Origin of the sequence: Nakamurella sp. UYEF19 (genome assembly GCF_040546275.1) — a bacterium.
Classification (GTDB): domain Bacteria; phylum Actinomycetota; class Actinomycetes; order Mycobacteriales; family Nakamurellaceae; genus Nakamurella.
The window spans coordinates 1-16,384 of record NZ_JBEPNO010000006.1; the positions used below are offsets into that span (position 1 = coordinate 1).

Here is a 16,384-nt window from a genome sequence, read left to right on the forward strand (position 1 = left end):
ATGGTTCCATCCGGATCCACGGCGGCCGAAGCGTCCACACCTACCACCAAATTGCTGGTGGACGTGGTAAACGACGCAGTCGGGAGCTGATTGGCCGCAACGACGGTCACGTCGTGCGCGATCGTGTCGGTGCCACCACGGTTATCCGTCACAGTCAGGGTGACCGTGTAGGTGTTCGCCGTGGCGTAGGTGTGCGACGCAGCGGCGGTAGTACCGGTCGTATCCGGTGTCCCATCACCCCACTTCCACGAGTACGACGCGATACTCCCGTCAGGATCGACCGAAGTCGAGCCGCTCACGCTGGCCACCAAGTTAACGGTCGAGGACGTGAAGGCCGCCGTCGGCGACTGGTTGGCCGCAGCCACCGTGACCTGCCGCGTCGTGGTGCCAATGCCACTACGGTTGTCGGTCACTGTCAGCGTGATCGTGTAGGTGTTCGCCGTGGCGTAGGTGTGCGACGCCGTGGCGCCAGTACCGGTCGTATCCGGGGTGCCGTCACCCCACTTCCACGAATAGGACCCGATGGTTCCATCCGGATCCACGGCGGCCGAAGCGTCCACACCTACCACCAAATTGCTGGTGGACGTGGTAAACGACGCAGTCGGGAGCTGATTGGCGATCCCGGTCTGGTATCGACTCGCGATCGTCGACGCCGGGAGCACGGTGGAGTAAACCGCGGCTTCATCGATCGTGCCCGCGAAGAACGGGCTGCCCGCCCAGGTGCTATCGCCACCGATCCGCCAGTACCCGGTGTAACCCTCGGACCCCGTCTCAGAGTTCGAACCGATTAGCTGACCGTCGACGTAAAGCTGCATGCCAGACGGGCCCTGCGCCGCCGCGACTTGGTGCCACTGCCCGTCGTTGTAAGTGTTCGGCGACGTGATGACCACCGCGGTCCCGGTATAGACACCAAAGTTCAGCCGGCCCTGCGGATCCATGTACACATGCCTGTCGTAATGATTGGAGCTACCCGATGCCGAATCTCCGAAGCCAATGATCTTGCCGCCGGACGTCGTCGAGGTGTTGAACCAGGCCTCCTCGGTGTAGGACGTCGGGTTGCTCACCGGCGTCTGGGAGACCACAGCTCCGTCAGCGCCGTTGAATATCGCAGCGGTGCCGGTGGCTGAGGAGATTCCAAGCACCCCGAAGGAGACGCCACCCTGAGCCTTCCCGGCGTTGCCGAACGGGCCGGAGTCGACGGCCGACGTCGCACCGGCCGACTCGTTCAACCGCCAATACAGCGCGGGGGAGTCGTTGAAGACAGACAGGCCGTAGGCGTCGGTTGGCGCGACCGGCAGGGTCGATGTGCGGCCGGCGGCAACCCAGAGGGCATCGACGTCCTGAACGCTGAGCGCGGTCGGAAAGACGGCCGCGTCGGCGATGGAGCCGTTGACGAAGTTGCTTGAGGGCGTGTTCGGCCAGCCCCCGGTGTTGTCCCCGCCAACTCGCCAATATCCGCTGTAAGGCTGCCCTGATGTCGTGTCAATGCTCGCGGCGACCCGCCGGCCATCGACCGACAGGACCATTCCGGCGGAGCTCAAGCTCGCGACTACCTGATGCCACTGGCCGTCGTTGAAGGCGGCACTGGAGTTCACCGTGCGCACGCCGCCCGGGTAGACGCCGAAGAAAACGTGGCCGGCGTTGTCCAGGTAGATGTGGCGGTCGTAACTGCCAGAGGTCCCGGTTTGCGAGTTGCCAAAGCCCATGATCTTGCCGCCGGACGTCGAGGTCGTCTTGAACCACGCGGTGGCGGTAAACGTGTCCGGACCGACCTGCGGCGTGGTGGAGCCGAGGTAACCGTTGGAGGTGCCGTCGAAGGTCGCGGCCGTGTCGGTGCTGCCGCCGATCGGGCCGGAGGCACCGAGCGTGACGCCCGGTCCGAACAGGCCGTTGTTGGCGCCGGCCCAGTCGTTGGCCGTGGTGCCCGACGCCTCGGTCAGCGGGTAGAAAAGAGACGCACCCAGGGACAGCACCTTTGCCGCGTACGGGCTGACGGTGCCGGTGGAGGCGACGGCCGTAACGGTGGCGGAGGTCTGGAAGTTGCCGTCCTTGTCAGTAGCCGTGACACGGTAGGTGTAACTGGTGCCCGGGGTGACCGCCTTGTCGGTATAGCTGAGCGACGGCATGTTCCAGAACGTGCCGTCGGCCGCGAACGTGCTGACCGGACTGGCAGTGTTGTTGTTACGGATCACGCGGTAGGTCAGCGATATGTCGTCACGGTCCCAATTGGACGGGAAAACAAGCCGGATCTGTCCGGGGACCGCGGTATTGGCGACCGGGGTCCAGGCCGTGGAGCCATTGCGTGGGCCCTGCTTCATCGGCGCGCCGGCGGCCTTGGTCGCATAGCGCACGAGTCCGTATTGAGCCACGTTGTTGACCTTCGGGAACTCGCCGCCCATCACCACGTAGGTGCCGTTGCCGGTGACGTTCCAGGCCGCCTGTCCTTGACCAGTGAAGGTGCCGGCCTGCAACTCGGGATACCAGTTGTACATCGATGCCCCTGGGCGGCCGATCCAGTTGTAGTACGTTCCGCCTGCTGCGTTGTCGTTGCCGATGAGGCCGTCCACACTATTGTCGAACGCCATTGCGCGGCGAGTGTTGGCCGCGCGCGGGTTTGACTCGTCCCACGCACCCATATTGCCGCAGTAGTGGGCGTGGGTGACGACGTAGACCGTCGACTTGTCTGAGTAAGAGTCGTAGGTATCGCCGTGGCAGGCCTCCATCCACTTGATCGTGCCCGAGTTGGGGTCAGCGGAAAATGTGCCCTCCAGGTTGCCGACGGAGCTCGCGGCGTATACCCAGCCGGTGCCGAATACTGACTGGCCGTCGGTGCTCAGTGACCATATGCCGGCCATGCCGGCACCCGACTGGCCCGGGCTGACGCCGTTCTTGATGCTGTCGGTGGCGGCCCAGGGGATTAACTGACTATTTGACGTGCTAACGGCACCCATGCCACGTTGCTCGACGCCGTTCATTTGACCGAAACGCCCGCCCACGATCACCCTCGAGTAGTCGGGGGTGATGACCATTGCATCGACCTGGGCGTCGGTAGTCGGCGTCCAGTTGAGCAGGTCGCCGGTTGCGGTGCTGAAGGCTGCGAGGTTGGTTCGGTTGACGAAATTGGCCTGCGTGAATGATCCGCCGACGTAGACGGCAGAGTCGCTGACCGCGATCGCGACAACCGGACCGTTGAGGTTGGGGTTGAAGCTCGCGATCAGAGCGCCGGTGGCTGTGCTGTACGCGGCGAGGCGGCGGTGCGTAGCACCGTCGGCCGTTGTGAAGTCACCACCGACGTAGATGCGCAAGCCATCCGGCGACTTGACGACCACCCGCACCTGCGAGTTGAGGTTCGGCGCGAAGGATGTGACAAGGTTGCCGTTCGTGATGTTGTAGGCCAATAGGTTGCCTCGGGGCGTCAGACCCTGACCCGCGATCGCCCCCGCCGTGCGCGCGTTCGAGAAACTGCCGCCGGCATAGACGGTGTTGTTTACGACGACCTGGGACCAGACCACGCCGTTGTCGATCTGCACGGTTGGCAGACCATCCGAGCTCACGACAGCCGGGGTCGGCTGCAGGAGCGGCGGCGGTGACGGCAGCGCCACGTTGTCAGCGTGTGCGGACAGCACTGGCATACCGAGCACGCACAACGCGGCGACGCCGAGCACGACAGCCCATCGGCTTAGTCGCGATCTCGGTGTGGATGTGATTAACAAGCCGGTCTCCGGTCTGGCGGTGGGATGAAGGGGACGTTGACGAGTCACGAGGGTTCTCCGACAAAAATGACTGTGGGTGAGGATGCAAACGAGTTCACTGCAATAGTGAGCGGCTTTTGTTCCGCACTGTCGAGCCGGAACAGGTAGGAACCTTCGGCGGTCTTACCTGGGGCGACGGTACCGACGAACGGAACCACGTCCGCTTGGGCAACCTGAACGCCGGGAACCCCAGACTTCCCGGTCACCTCGACTCCCACATTGGTAAGCGAGGCCGCTCGCGGACCGGAGTTAGTCACGCGCAAGGTGATCGTGACACCCGGTCCGCTGGTCTCCCCCGGTCCGCTCGCGGTGACGTTGACGGTGACGATCTTCACGATGCTGGTTGTGATCGACCCAACCTTGGCGGTGCCGGTGAGGGGCCTAGTGGCTGCCGTCGTGGGAATTCCAGAGTGCACGGTCGCTGAGATGTCGCCCGTTCCGCCTGGTGGTGCGACAGGAGTCGTCCTCACTGCCTCCGAAGTGGCGCTGGCGGCCGACACCGAGTCCGAGGTGGGGATGTCGGAAGACACCGAGCCCGTGGTCAAACCTGACGTCACCGAACCGCTGGGTCCCGCCCCCGTCGCAACGGCGCCGACCGATCCGGTAGGTGCAGCCGCACCTGTCGCGGTCGACGACGACGCTGCGATCGTCGAGGATCGAACCACCTGTGGCTGGGATGTGCATCCGGCAAGGAACACCAAGCCGATTGCGGCGGCGGTCGCCGAACTCTTGCCACCCCCGGGACTAAACTTCATGTGCAATCCTCAGGGTGGTCGGTCGGCATGGAGAGACCCGGGGGCAACGCCGCCGTTGCACACAGAATCAGGACTGGGCCGGTCGGTCGGCAGGGCATGCGAAACTCCTCGGGCGCCGGTCGTTGATTCTTCCCCACCTCGCCGACGCAAGTGATGGCTCGCAAAATGTCGCTTTCGGTATTGCATGTCACAATAACACTGGGTAGTCCGGCCGAACAGGCTAATCAGTGCTTCGGGTGCAGCGTTAACTCGGACGATTCGGACTGACCTGTCTCTTCTCCTAAATTCACCCATCTGCCGACCCTGAAGTAGGATGCTGTTCACTCATTAGGGTCCTAGATGGTCTGAGGGACCGAGCTGTTCTGGTGGGTCACGGAAATGTCGGGTCGGACTCCCCGCTAGTCGATGCCTCCGTAGATACTTGCCTACGCCCGCCGGGCACGCAGCGACCCCCTAAAGCAGACGCCGATCGGCAGACATCACGGACGCACACTCCACTGGCTCAGTACGGTCGGACCGGCCTCGCACCTCATACCGATGCGGAACCGGCGTCGAGAGTGGTTGGTTCGGAGGTAGGGTCACGAGGTCCTTGACCACCCGCCAAAGGGCGGCGACAGAACCGGATATTTTTCAATGAAAAGGCGATTCCTTATTGTTTATAATGCTGCATCATCAGGCCTCGGTAACAGAATTCGTGTAGTTCTCGGCGGAAATGTGCTCGCGAACTATCAGAAGCGCGAGTTTGTTTATGTTTGGCCGACGGGAAAGAAATTCGAGCCACGATTGGAGGATCTCTGGAATTTTTCTGAGGGCCGCCGGATCTCAAAGTACGTCTCACGAGCACTGGCAACAGTCGCGCCGTACCACGAGCGGGACCTCACGGGCACCGGCGGACCCGGGGAGGGGCCACGAATCATCCAGGTCCGGACCGGCGCCGAGCTCATCGTGCCGGCTGGACTTCGCTCTTGGCGCGAGGAGTTCTGCCATCTGATTCCGCACCCGGCGATCGCGGCACGGGTGCACCGCATCTTCGAGGAGGAATTGGCCGGTCACCCGTACGTTGGGGTGCAGATCCGCGCTCACGCCGTGTCGCACGAACAGACCAGGGCGACATCACCCGTCTCCTGGTTCGTCGAGCGAATGCAGGAAATCTCCGAAATACACCCCGGGGTCCGCTTCTACCTGTCGTGTGACGTACCCGAGGTGTTCCGCGAAGTTGCTACGAAGATTCCCAACATCGTCGGTATTCCAGACAAGGGCCTGTACAACAGCACGGAAGCGATCCGGGGTGCCATCGTCGACCTCTATCTGCTCGCTTGCTCGGGCTACCTGATCGGTCCCTGGTTCTCCAGCTTCATCCACCTAGCGGAGCACCTCGCCGCCGACCGACAACTACTCGAAACGGGAAAGGCACCTAAGACGGGGCCGATCGACTACGAGTCGCTAGGCGTCGCCGTCGACCCCCTGCGTCCTTTCGAACGACGATGACCGCATCGGGCGATCCCGGGCGGACCGCCACCAAGGCGGGAACGGTCACAGTGGCTCTCTGCACGTACAACGGCGCAAACTGGATCCGCTACCAGGTCCGCTCGATCGTAGAACAGACCATCCCGCCCCGACAGCTGGTGCTCTCCGACGATGGGTCCACCGACCGCACGGTCGAACTCGCCCTCGACGAGTTCGAGGCGGCAGGGGGCGATCGGCTCGGGATCGAGTTGGTGGTGATCCGGAACGGACAAACGCTTGGTGTGGTGGCCAACTTTGAGCAGGCGCTGCGCGCAAGCGGACGCGAGTTCGTTGCGCTCTCAGACCAGGACGACGTCTGGCACCCCCGCCGACTCGAGCGGGCCCTACTTGCATTCGACCGCCGCCCCTCGCTGCTGCTGGTGCACTGCGATGCCCAGTTGGTCGACCGGGACGGCGAGCCGCTCGGCCGCACACTAGCCCACACCCAGGGTCTGACCTCAAAAGAGCGCTCTCAGATCGCCGACGGACGTGAATTAGAGTGCCTGGTCCGACGGCGGCTCGTCACCGGTGCCACCGTTGTACTACGGCGGCAGCTGCTCATCGACGCGCTGCCCATTCCGCCACGGTGGATGCACGACGAATGGCTTGGGGTCGTGGCCGCGGCAAAGAACGGGACCGACTTCATCGACGAAACCCTTGTCGATTACCGCCAGCACGGCGGCAACCAGGTGGGCGTTCGCCGACGCACCCTCAACGAGAAGTTCGAGCTGCTCACCGGAGCCGGCGGAGAGCGAAACCGCCGGCTCGTCGAGCAATGGGCTGCTTTGGTGGACAGACTAACGCTGATCCCGGATGTGCCGCCGAGGAACCGAGCCTTCGCCGCCGGGCGCTTGGCGCACGAGACGTTCCGAGCCGGGCTGTCACGGAACCGGTTGCGTCGAATGGCCCCGGTCGGATTGCGCGCTGTTCGAGGCGACTACCGGCGGTACGCCCGAGGCTCCAAAGACGTGCTCTTGGACCTCATCCAGCCCAGTGACTGAGCAGCCGCTCGGGACGACAACTTGGTCCGGTCGGTATGGTCGGGTGCAGTCAAATTAGCCCTTCGTCACCAATAGGTTGTCGATGTCGATGTAGCCGTCGCGTGCGCCGGCCCAATCTAGCGTGTTGCCTCCCCGGAAGACCGACCAGCCGATCTGATTGACGTGGACCTTGTTGGACAGTCGATAGACCCACGCTGTGTTGTCGACAGTCTTTACACCGTCCATCCACGCCTCCAGCACACCATCAGCCCTGCCGGGAGTGTTCATCGTGTAGCACTGCTTGACGGTGTGCCACACACCTGGCTGGAAGGCACGCTCCCACCGAACATTATCGCCGTACCCTGCCGTCTGGGCCGGTCCGTACATATAACTCACGGCCATATTGGTCGGCTTTGCCCAGGAGTAAGCGCCCGGACCGACCCACATCATCCGGCCCGACCAGCCGTCAGACTGGCGGGCGCCGCCGGCGGGCGCAGTGCCAGACAATGGGTTGGTGCCCTGCAACCCGGGGAGCTTACCGCCGTCCGACCAGTCGAATGAGGCATCGAACCGCACCTGATAGGTGATGCATGCCTTATCGCCGGCGTCCGATAGCGGGATGGTGAACGCTGCTCCATTGGCGGTGCCAAATGTGAAGCCCTTCAGGGAGGTCCTGATCACCTTGCCGTGACCAGCACCGACGTCAACGACCTTCATCTGTCGGAAAGCTGAATCCCCGGCCGGAGTCGGGGCGACGGCCGCATCCCACTCGTTGCCAGTGACCGGGCCGTTGTCCATCCGGTTGAAGTCAGAGTCGATCAACGTGGAACCTGGGTTGGGCGACGGGCTACTCGAAGGTGGCGTCGACGCCGATAACTGCGTCGTGGATGGAGTAATGGTGGTGCCCGCCGTCGTAGTGGAGGTCGTGGGTGGAGTACTGCTGGTGCTCGTCGACGTAGTGGTAGGTCTATTGGGCTTTGTGGTCGTCATTGGAGCAGTCGACACCGGGTGAGTCGAGCTCGGCTCCGTCGACACCGGCTCAGTCGAGGTCGGCTCCGTCGTCACCGGCTCAGTCGAGGTCGGCTCCGTCGTCACCGGCTCAGTCGAGGTCGGCTCCGTCGTCACCGGCTCAGTCGAGGTCGGATCCGTCGTCATCGGCTCAGTCGAGGTCGGATCCGTCGTCACCGGCTCAGTCGAGGTCGGCTCCGTCGTCACCGGCTCAGTCGAGGTCGGCTCCGTCGTCACCGGCTCAGTCGAGGTCGGATCCGTCGTCACCGGCTCAGTCGAGGTCGGATCCGTCGTCACCGGCTCAGTCGAGGTCGGTTCTTGCGGTGTGGGAGCGTCCGAGCTCGGCGACGTTGTCCGGGTCGGCCCGTTTGACTCCGTCGTCGTACCAATGGGCTGGGTGATCGTCGCGGTGGCCGACGGCTGGGAGGCCGACGTGGGCTCGCTAGTCGCGGTGGGATCGGGAGCCTGCGGGTCCGACGGGTCAATGATGGGCGGCTCGGGGACTGTCGGATTTGGCGTCGGAAACACCCTCGACCGCCACAGCGTCCACCAGGCCAGCCAGGGTGGAAGAACATCAGTCTTCTCCGCGCGCGTAGTCCTGTCCCAGCTGGCCCCGTCCATCGGCCCGTCGGAATAGTCGACGGCGGAAAACCCGGTCGGATCCGTCGATACCGAACCCTGTCCATCGGTGGAGCTGACGGATGACGGCGGAGGACTGGCCTCCACCAAGCCCTGGAAGTTCGGTACCTGGAAAAGGGCAATCGCAGTGACGACCAGAGCAGAGGTCAGTACGGCCGTCCAAGGATAATGTGTTCGGTTCCAGCGGCCCACCCCATTGCCCGAGCGGCTGGCTGCCGAGGACCGATTCGAGCGCGTGCCCGAAGATGGTCCCGGTTCGATCGCCGCGACGTGACGACCGACGCGGGCGGTTGCGGCGATCCGCCCACCGGCGGCCTCCCCTGCCCTGCCCGTGGCCAAGTCGGTATTTGCCCCATGGCTAGGCACCGATGCCTGGACCGACGCCATACCGGGATCCCGGTGGGCACCCGCAACGGCTTGGGACCGTGAGGAGCCATCGGGGGTCCGACCAGCCTCACGGCGTCGGCGGTGGGCACGATGCATGGAAAGCCTTCCCGTCGGGCTCGAACGACGCCCGCACCAATCCGGCGGGGCTCCTGTGTTCTGTCATTCGAACGAGCGAATTATGCACACTGAACGTCAAAATGGACCCGTCTGCAAGATCCTTCTGGACTTCATTCGGGTCGCGTGCGCACGCAGGAAGGCAAACTATCCATCCATCCACTCGAATGCGCCCCATCGGAGTCCTCGTTCCGCACTGTTTGCCATGTGTTCACTGCGCTTGGCGCGGCCGTCGGTGACGAGTCGCATCACGGGTCGGGGCCAATCGCATGAAAGTTGAATCACAGACCCATAACAAATGCATCACACACGGTATGCCCGATTTGGTCGGGTTGACCGTACCGGGGCCCCCGCGCAGGTTCGGCCGTCTGCTGACGATCCCACTGCTCGAACTAGAAGGGACCAAGTGGTCGGGCAATTGACGACGGCGGCTACCCAACGGCCACGGCCCCGGAACCAAGGGAGTGACCAGTCAGGATCGGAGAGGGGGCGAGCTGGTAGAAGCCGTGTTGGGATAGTCGGAGCACCCAGTGCGGGATCAAGCGAGCCTTCACAAGCACAGGGGACTGCTCCAGAGCCGGTTGTGGGCAGATAGCCGCGTGGAATTTTCTCGGTATGGTCGGTCACGACGAAGTATCCCGGGAAGATCGGCCGCTGGGCGGGTGGCCCGGTCAGGTAATCCCGTGGCGGTACGTTCCGGAGCCCGTGCGTTTACTCCGCGCCTAGCAGAGGGTCGTCCTCCTACCTGCTGAGGCACGCAGGTACGCCCGTTTGAGCTGTGGCGGACAATCGTTTGTTCGACATGGCCAGCGCGAAGATCTCATTGGTCACGGTCGCCGGCATGCAGATCCCAGGCCGTACCGCTAGGTTCCCAGCCACTCAAGCGCCATTCGCAAGGCCTTTTTCGGCCCCAACTAGCATCTCGCTGCCCTATGCCGCATCGTCGTAAAACCTAGCAGGCGGCAACGGTCTTCTGCTTGGGCCCCTCAAGGGCTGAGCAAGAGCATGGCTCCCATGGGCCTCAATTCATCCACTCCGCCCGCCTCGCGATCACTGCGAACCCTTAAACGGGGTGGTCGTCCGAGATCCAGCCACACGAGGCGAGCAGTTTGCGGCCCACCAGGCCGCACCAGTCGGCGTTGGCGCGGGCCGCAGCAGCCCCGTGGAGGTGGCGGCCGGAACTTCAACCCATGCTCTCAAACTTTGGTGCCAACGGCGAGCTTGTCCAGCATGTCGGCCACCGCACCCCTCTACCTCCCTCACATTGGCGCTGACTGCAATATCTCAGACCGTACGGCCGTTAATGCGGTGTTCGGCCCGTCCTACGCTGACCAGCGGACCTGTCGGCGCGGTGATTCAACACCGAGCCCGAATCGGCTGAACAAGGGACACCACCATCACGACGGGGGTTGGCGCATGGCGACTCCCGCACTTGCAGGGATGACCACGGTCAGCAACCACAATGCCGGTACGATTCGTGGGTGATATTCCCTGTAAGACCGCTCTCGGGTCGTTGGCCGGCGTGGCTCGAACGAAGCGCGAAACGATTCTTCTGGGACGATCCGCGAGCCCTGCTCGACGAGAACGTGTCCGCAGAGTTGTTCCGCCGCTTGATGGCCGCCGTGCACGTCGGCGACACTATCAAGATCACGGAAGCGAACCGGCACCCGATGGCCGACACCCTGCTCATAGAGTCGCTCGACCTCACAGACGCGTCCATCGTCGACATTGGATGCTCCGACGGATCGACGTCGGTCGACCTAATCGCGAAACTGCCCACTTTCGGCACCTACACGATGGCCGACCTCTACTTCCATCTCGACACGATGACGGTGGGTCGGACGGTGTATTTTTACGACCCCGATGGCTCGTGCATCCTCATGTCCGGCCGACGGTTCGTCGCTTGGCCCACCCAGTCAAAGCTGATCCGCTTGCTCAGTCAGCCGCTGATTAGACGCGCCGCTCAACGGCGCGGGGAGCATCGACAGGTGCTGCTGCTCAACCCAGACGCTCGCGCCCTGATGGCTGGTGACGAGCGGATAACCTATCGGGTGCACGACGTGTTCACGCCGTGGGAAGGTGCTCGCCCCGACATCATCAAGGTGGCGAACCTGTTGCGTCGCTTCTATTTCGACGATGAGAAGCTGATGCAGGGCGTCCTTACAATCCTGCGAGTGCTACCGGAGGGTGGCCACTTCCTAGTGGTGGACAATGGCCGAGACGGCTTCCCGCCGCGCGCCGGGCTATACCGCCGGGTTGGCGACAGCTTCGGTTTCGTGGGCAATTCGGGCCTTGACCCGGAGATCCACGACCTGATCACGCAGGTAAGTGTCGCGACTGCTTGAGTCTCCGGTAGGACTCGGCGGCGGCGCCATCGCCCCTGGTCGCCCAGCCAAACTTCTGGACGAACGGACGCCAGCGCGAGCCGGTCACGCTGGCTAAACGATCCCCAGGCCCAGGTCGCCGGTCACCTTCAGAGCGAACGACCAGCGAATGTCGTCCTGCCGGTCGGTGTTCTTGTCGCCAAGTAGGTCGGGTGCAAACCGTGGCTGATCGCTCGGGTTCTGCGTCGATATCCAGCCTCGCGGCGAGGCTGGCACACGTTCGCCCAACGTCCCACCACGACCCGGTGCGGCTGATCAAAGCCAAGAGCGAACGACAAAGGTCTTTGACGTTGTGACGTCGGCCCTCCGTGACGCGACAGAAGCCAGCCGGTCCGAGAGGTTCTCCCGGACCGGTCGGTGGTGATGGTCGTTCAGTCGTACGGAAGCTGCCTCAGCGGCCTGTGACGACAAGGTTGTCGATGTCGACGAACCCGCCCCGGGCCCCTGCCCAGGCGGCGGTGTTACCGCCGCGGAAGAGCGACCAGCCGATCTGGTTCGCATGCACCGACGCGGTCTGACGGTAGAGGAAGCTGTGGTTGTCCTGCACCAACGTGCCGTCCATCCAAGCCTGCAGCACGCCGTCGGCCGTGCCGGGGGTGTTCATCGTGTAGCACTCCTTGATGGAGTGCCACGTGTTGCGGACGAACTCCTTGTTCCAGCGCATGTTCTGACCGTAGTCGTCGGGCTGGTTGGGGTAGTACATGTAGCTGACGCCCATGTTGTTCGGGCCCGCCCAGCGGTAAGCGCCAGGTCCCAGCCACATCATGCGGCCCGACCAGCCGTCGTACTGACGAGCACCGCCGGCTGGCGCGGTGCCGGTCTGGGGGTTCACTCCCTGCAGGCCAGGGAGCTTGCCGCCGTCGGACCAGTCGAAGTTGGCGTCGAAGCGCACGTCGTAGCCAATGCAAGCATAGTCGACCGCCGTGGGCAGCGGGACAGTGAAGGCAGCACCGTTGCCGGTGCCGAAGGTGTTGGCGGCCAACGAGGTCCGGACAACGTTCCCGTGGACACCGCCGACGTTCACGACGGTCATACGACCGTAGGCCGCGTTGCCGGCCGGGGTGGGCGCTACCGCGGCGTTCCAATTATCGCTGGTGACAGCACCAGCGGCCATTGAGTTGAAATCAGCGTTGATCAGGACCGCTGCGGGAGTGGTCATCGGAGGTGTCACGGACGCGGTCGTGGTTGACGGAGCGGTCGAGGTCGACGTCGCAGCTGACGTGGACGGCGGGGTCGAGATCGACGTCGCAGCTGACGTGGACGGCGGGGTCGAGGTCGACGGCCCAGCTGACGTGGACGGCGGGGTCGAGGTCGACGGCCCAGCTGACGTGGACGGCGAGGTCGACGGCCCAGCTGACGTGGACGGCGAGGTCGACGGCGCAGCTGACGTGGACGGCGAGGTCGACGGCGCAGCTGACGTGGACGGCGAGGTCGACGGATCGAGCGACGTCAAGCGGTATATGGAGAGATCGTCGAACTCGGCAGTCGCACCACCGGCGGTAACGTCGGCCGCGGCCGCTTGACCGGAAGCACCAATCCGTGCGGTCGAGCTGTCGACAAACTGGGCCTGCCAGTCGGACGGCGGTTCGGAACCGGCGATCCAGGCGGAGGCCATAATGCTAACTGGGTCCTTTGCGACCACCCGGTAGCGCACCGCCAGGCGGCCGTCGACTGGCACGGACGCAGTGATCGTCTTGTTGAGCAGGACTACCTCCGTTTGAGCGGTGGCCCGGACGAGCTCCAGCGAGATACTGCCCCGCCGGTTGACTACATGGATCCGATAGGCGCGGCCATCGGCCTGGCTGCGGAGCTCGACAGCAACATCGGATACCGCGGGCACTGACTTGTAGTGCAACGTCAGTTCGGCCTCGACATCTTTCAGGTTCAGGTTGGTCCACCGCTGGACTACCCGCGATGTGACCTCCTGGGGTGCCATCGCGGCAGACTGGTGAGCCGGGGCAGCAAGCACGATCGCCTGGGGATCGGAGTTCGAGAACCCGGCCGCGATGCGGTTCGGGCTGGCCGATGCGACGAGCGACGCCCGGTAGCCGTCGGCGGGTGTCGCACTGGCTGAAGCACCCGTAGTGAGGGCCGCGGCCAGGATCGTAGCGGGGATGAGCAGTAGCACTGAACGGCGCCAGCGCGCGATAGAACCCGTTGCGGAAGGGGCGGCCGTCATCAGAGATCTCCCAGTCATATGGGTGAATCCTCAGATTTCGAGGCTTCGATTCGTCTAGATACTTGCTGTAGTCGGAACTCTAAAGGCATTGACTACCGATAGTCAATTCCGGCTACTTTTAGTAACGTATCTATGCAAAATTGCAGGTCACCGTTCGTCACGAAACGCTGGATCCCGACTCACGAGCTGGGCTACTAGGCGGCTTGAGCTCACTTTAAGTGATCTGAGCTTGAGGCACTCAGAGGGCAAACCGTGCTCCGGGGCCAGATGGCGATGCACTATTCGGGTGAACCAGTTCTACCTGAACGAGTCCTGTCAACGTGCCGACGTCCGGGGCCGGCCCCTGCAGGATCGGTACCGGGTAGGAACTTTAACGGCCTGAAGGTCCGCACCGCCCGCCCGCAGGAGTTGATCAAGGTACTGACGGCAGCGATACCGACAGCTAGCTGATTCGGAATCTTCGACATGTAGGCGGTCGGTGGGAGGGGAACAGAATGGGCGGCCGCTGGTCATGTCAGCCGGACCAACTCGGACAGATATGCAGCATCTACACAGGCGGGCCAGACCAGGACTCGTCAGGCATGCGTATTCCCCCGGGATGCGCGTGCACCCGGCCGGATTGCGGATTCCGAGCGCCGCTTCGACATGGGCAGCGCCGATCGCGCTGCTGCTAAGAGGTTGCCCTTGACAGCAGCGGTCGGCCGCAAGTGCTGACGCCATCACCGGAGCAGTCAGCGGACATTGCATTGGAGACCCAGCAGGTCCATTCCGACACGGTATAGGTCGCGCTTGACCGGCTTGTCCTCGAGCAATGATTGAGACCTGTGGATCTGCCGGGGAGGACGTACCTTCCCGATAGACCCAAGTAGCCACTCAAGCAAAGGCCGGCGCGCCAACGCCGGTCGGGATGGTACGTCCGTGCTCACGGTAGTTGCATCGCAGGACGCTTTGAAGTCGACCGATCAGGTCGGCGGTTCGTTGTTGGATGAGATCGTCCGGGACGGGGCCCGCAAGATGTTGGCGGCGGCGTTGCAGGGGTGAGGTTGCCGCCTACATCGACGCGCACGCCGATCAGGTCGACGAGCTGGGTCACCGGTTGGTGGTCCGCAACGGCTCGGCCGTCGCGCGGGAGGTGGTGACCGGCGCCGGCGTTGTGACGGTGGCGGCGCCGAGAAATAGTCAAGACATGTGGATGTGCGCCATGAGGCGCTGCTGGTGCGAGTGGAGGTGAGAGACCTTCGCCGCTGACCCTGTCGCAGCAGGGCGGTGGAGCTGAGGGCAGTCGATCCCGGGAGGTGCCGGGATGGATGGGAGCAGCCCTGACAAAGCCGGGACGGGCCAGTACTGCCAGATGGTGTGGGTCCGGCGAGCGTGATGAAAAGGAGTACGACAGGAACCTGTGATTACGTCCCTTAAGTCTTGACCGGCCCGGAATCTGGCGGATGTGGGCCGGGTGCGGTGCGCACCCTGTGCAGGTGAGTTGGTCTGCGCCAGGGGAACTCTCGGGTGGTTTTATCCACGACTGCCAGGAGGCCACGGTGAAGTGCTGCGGGTTGGCCGTGGCGATACCGCAGGGATACCAGCAGGGCTCCTCCTTCATCGAGCGTGCAGCAGTGAACATGGGAACCGTTCCGGCCCTCACCCTGATCCTCGTGGCCAACGGGGTTGTCTGGGGTTGGGTCCATCGTCGGCCGATCGGGTCGGGACGGGGCGGAGCCGCCGTAGTACTGCGAGGCCGGGAGAGCCGGTCACATCGGGAAGGGCGGCAGCGGAGATGAGGAGGGAAGGACACTGTGATGCCGAAAGATCCACCGGTGAACACCGGCGGTCCTGACCCAGGGCGCGAACCTTGGATCAGGGTATCGGGTATGCAGACCAAACTTCACCGTTGGGCGGTGGCCGATCATGACCGCCGGTTTGATGATCTGTTCAACTTTGTGCACGACCCGGCGACGCTGTTGGTGGCGTTCGCCAGGGTCGCTGGGAATACCGGCGCGAACACGCCCGGGGTGGACGGTCTGACGGCCGACCACCTCGAGCAGGTCGTTGGTGTTTCCGGGTTCCTGGACGATCTGCGCGTCTCGGTGAAGGACGGCTCGTTTCGTCCGTTGCCGGTGCGTCAACGGTTGATCTCGAAAGGGCACGGCTCGGGGAAGCTGAGAAGTCTCGGTATCCCGACCATCGCCGATCGGGTGGTCCAGGCCGCGTTGAAGCTGGTGCTGGAACCCATCTTCGAGGCCGACTTCCAGCCGGTCTCCTACGGGTTTCGGCCCAACCGGCGGGCCCACGACGCGATCGCCGAGATTCAGCACCTGGGCACCCACGGTTATCAATGGGTGCTGGACGCCGACATCGAAGCGTGCTTTGACCAAATTTCGCATTCCAGCCTGCTGGCTCGAGTGCGAACGCGGATCAAGGACAAACGCGTCATGGCGTTGGTGAAGGCGTTCCTCAAGGCCGGGATCATGACCGAGTCCGGCCGTTTCCAGGACACCAACACCGGCACTCCCCAAGGTGGGATCTTGTCTCCGTTGATGGCCAACATCGCTCTGTCGGTGCTCGATGAGCACCTGCACGGGCCGTGGCGGCCGGGCGGGACGATGTCGACCCCTTCAAGGCGGGCGCGGCGTCGCGCGAAGGGTCTGCCGACATGGCGGATCGTCCGCTAAGCGGACGATTT

The 16,384-nt window shown here is 63.7% G+C and carries 9 protein-coding genes and 1 pseudogene; 6 read left to right on the top strand and 4 right to left on the bottom strand.

Going from position 1 to position 16,384, the window contains the following annotated elements; all coding sequences use genetic code 11:
- Both ABIB25_RS10930 and ABIB25_RS10935 read right to left on the bottom strand, forming a co-directional pair.
- Nucleotides 1-3,530, bottom strand: a 3,530-nt coding sequence (locus ABIB25_RS10930) for a LamG-like jellyroll fold domain-containing protein (protein ID WP_354528481.1), incomplete at its 3' end; no start/stop codon positions are given.
- A 227-nt stretch (nt 3,531-3,757) separates the two neighbouring features.
- Nucleotides 3,758-4,087 (bottom strand): hypothetical protein, encoded by a 330-nt coding sequence (locus ABIB25_RS10935; protein ID WP_354528482.1) that lies wholly within the window; start codon nt 4,085-4,087, stop codon nt 3,758-3,760.
- Between the two features lie 1,134 nt (nt 4,088-5,221).
- Here ABIB25_RS10935 and ABIB25_RS10940 point away from each other — a divergent pair.
- Both ABIB25_RS10940 and ABIB25_RS10945 read left to right on the top strand, forming a co-directional pair.
- Complete coding sequence (locus tag ABIB25_RS10940; RefSeq protein ID WP_354528483.1) at nt 5,222-5,995, top strand: O-fucosyltransferase family protein; 774 nt, start codon at nt 5,222-5,224, stop codon at nt 5,993-5,995.
- Nucleotides 5,992-7,014 (top strand): glycosyltransferase family 2 protein, encoded by a 1,023-nt coding sequence (locus tag ABIB25_RS10945; protein WP_354528484.1) that lies wholly within the window; start codon nt 5,992-5,994, stop codon nt 7,012-7,014. Before ABIB25_RS10940 ends, ABIB25_RS10945 begins: the two co-directional genes overlap by 4 nt.
- Before the next feature lie 54 nt (nt 7,015-7,068).
- On the opposite strand, the gene ABIB25_RS10950 is transcribed toward ABIB25_RS10945, so the two are convergent.
- Nucleotides 7,069-7,815, bottom strand: a complete 747-nt coding sequence (locus ABIB25_RS10950; protein WP_354528485.1) for a polysaccharide lyase — start codon at nt 7,813-7,815, stop codon at nt 7,069-7,071.
- Nucleotides 7,816-10,622: 2,807 nt separating this feature from the next.
- Here ABIB25_RS10950 and ABIB25_RS10955 point away from each other — a divergent pair.
- Nucleotides 10,623-11,486 (top strand): hypothetical protein, encoded by an 864-nt coding sequence (locus ABIB25_RS10955; protein WP_354528486.1) that lies wholly within the window; start codon nt 10,623-10,625, stop codon nt 11,484-11,486.
- Nucleotides 11,487-11,916: 430 nt separating this feature from the next.
- Here ABIB25_RS10955 and ABIB25_RS10960 read toward each other — a convergent pair whose 3' ends face one another.
- Entirely contained in the window at nt 11,917-12,684 is a 768-nt protein-coding gene (locus tag ABIB25_RS10960) for a polysaccharide lyase (RefSeq protein WP_354528487.1), read from the bottom strand.
- A 22-nt stretch (nt 12,685-12,706) separates the two neighbouring features.
- On the opposite strand from ABIB25_RS10960, the gene ABIB25_RS10965 reads away from it, so the two are divergent.
- The 3 genes and pseudogenes from ABIB25_RS10965 (at nt 12,707) to ABIB25_RS29205 (ending at nt 16,373) form a co-directional block, all read left to right on the top strand.
- Nucleotides 12,707-13,048 carry a hypothetical protein gene (locus tag ABIB25_RS10965; RefSeq protein WP_354528488.1) on the top strand — a complete coding sequence of 114 codons (342 nt, stop codon included), beginning with the start codon at nt 12,707-12,709 and terminating at the stop codon, nt 13,046-13,048.
- Between the two features lie 1,574 nt (nt 13,049-14,622).
- Nucleotides 14,623-14,878 (top strand): annotated as a pseudogene (locus ABIB25_RS10970) (transposase); the annotation flags it as partial.
- A gap of 721 nt (nt 14,879-15,599) precedes the next feature.
- Nucleotides 15,600-16,373 carry a reverse transcriptase domain-containing protein gene (locus tag ABIB25_RS29205; protein ID WP_502919792.1) on the top strand — a complete coding sequence of 258 codons (774 nt, stop codon included), beginning with the start codon at nt 15,600-15,602 and terminating at the stop codon, nt 16,371-16,373.
- Nucleotides 16,374-16,384 lie beyond the last annotated feature (11 nt).

Coding starts and splice junctions, on each gene's coding strand:
- ABIB25_RS10960 (WP_354528487.1), bottom strand. CDS start 12,684: ATGACCACTCCCGCAGCGGTCCTGATCAACGCTGATTTCAACTCAATG.
- ABIB25_RS10945 (WP_354528484.1), top strand. CDS start 5,992: ATGACCGCATCGGGCGATCCCGGGCGGACCGCCACCAAGGCGGGAACG.